Below are 1420 nucleotides of genomic sequence, written 5' to 3' on the forward strand. Positions count from 1 at the left end.
TGTCATTCCCTGAAATAGGTTGACCGTTTTTAAATCTGAATCAAGATGCTAAAAACGGGAAAAAGGATCAAATCGAAGCGTACTTTTTCGGAAGAATTCAAACGTAAATTGGTAGAGGAGTATGAAAAGGGTCTCATGTCAGTTCCCCAAATGGAACGATATTATGGCATTTCCAACAAGTTGATCTATAACTGGATTTACAAATACTCTACCTATAACGAAAAGAATGTCAGAATTGTGGAGCTAAAAGAAAGTCAAACCAATCGGTTGAAGGAACTAGAAGAAAAGGTCAAGGAGCTTGAGCGGGCCGTTGGCCAGAAACAGATTATGATTGATTATCTGGAAAAGATGATTGATCTGGCAAAGGAGACCTATTCGATCGACATTAAAAAAAACTCCAACACCCCACACTCTGGTGGTTCCAAACCAACAGGAAAGCAATGAGCTATTCACTCAATGAACTTTATCGGACTGTTGGAGTCAGCAAGCAAGCTGTCAAACAGGCCAAGCAAAGACAGGATCGATTTGATCAGGAACTTGCTGAGCTGGTAGTTTTGGCCGATCAGCTCAAAGAGGAGCATCCTGGGTGTGGGGTCGAAAAGATGTATTATACCCTGAACCCAAAGTGGATGGGAAGGGATCAGTTCTGCAAGATTTTCCTGAGTCTTGGTTATGGTGTGAAACGGATAAGAAACTATCAAAGAACCACTTACAGTGGTGGCTGCTTTTATCCCAACCTAATTGAAGGGATGGTTGTCACCAGACCATTTCAGGTCATTCAAAGCGATATCACCTATTTCTACCTAGATGGCAGACATTACTATCTGGTGTTTATCATAGATGTATACACCCGATTGGTGGTCGGTTATTCGGTCAACGATCATATGCGAACAGAAGGCAATCTGGAAGCCATGAACATGGCCTTTAAGGTCTTGGATTTTCTGCCCTGGGGCCTGATTCACCATTCGGATAGAGGTGCCCAGTATAGTAGCAGGGAATACACCCAACTGCTCAAAGACAACAATATCCATGTGAGCATGGGGTTGGTGGCTTGGGAAAATGCCTACGCAGAACGGATCAACGGAATCATCAAAAACGAATACCTGAAAAGATGGAAGATCAAAGATTATAAAGACCTAAAGAAAAAAGTGGAAAAAGCGGTCATCAGTTACAACACAAAACGATTGCACCGCGCCTTTGGAATGAAGTGTACTCCCATGGGATTTTATCAAAAACTGGTAGATTTACCCGCCCAAGAAAGACCGACGGTGAAGGTGTATACCGAAGGAAAGAAAAACTTCTTAGGGGCGTCGAGCCCCTTCGAAGTTTGCCCAAGAGAAGAACCTCTGGCTCATGTATGCCCGATGGAATTTATTAATGAATGTTGAACCAAACGGTCAACGCTATTTAGGGAAGGTCA

General features: G+C 42.9%; 2 protein-coding genes. Both read left to right on the plus strand.

The annotated features are described in order from the left end of the window. The first annotated feature begins 45 nt into the window (after window positions 1-45). The gene (locus CLV31_RS21685) at window positions 46-444 is read left to right on the plus strand and encodes a transposase (RefSeq protein WP_111395182.1); all 399 of its coding nucleotides are present in this window, start codon (window positions 46-48) and stop codon (window positions 442-444) included. After that, a complete protein-coding gene (locus tag CLV31_RS21690; RefSeq protein ID WP_111395183.1) occupies window positions 441-1388 on the plus strand; it encodes an IS3 family transposase in 948 nt (315 codons plus the stop codon). Before CLV31_RS21685 ends, CLV31_RS21690 begins: the two co-directional genes overlap by 4 nt. Window positions 1389-1420: the final 32 nt, after the last annotated feature.

Source organism: Algoriphagus aquaeductus (genome assembly GCF_003253485.1).
Lineage (GTDB): Bacteria > Bacteroidota > Bacteroidia > Cytophagales > Cyclobacteriaceae > Algoriphagus > Algoriphagus aquaeductus.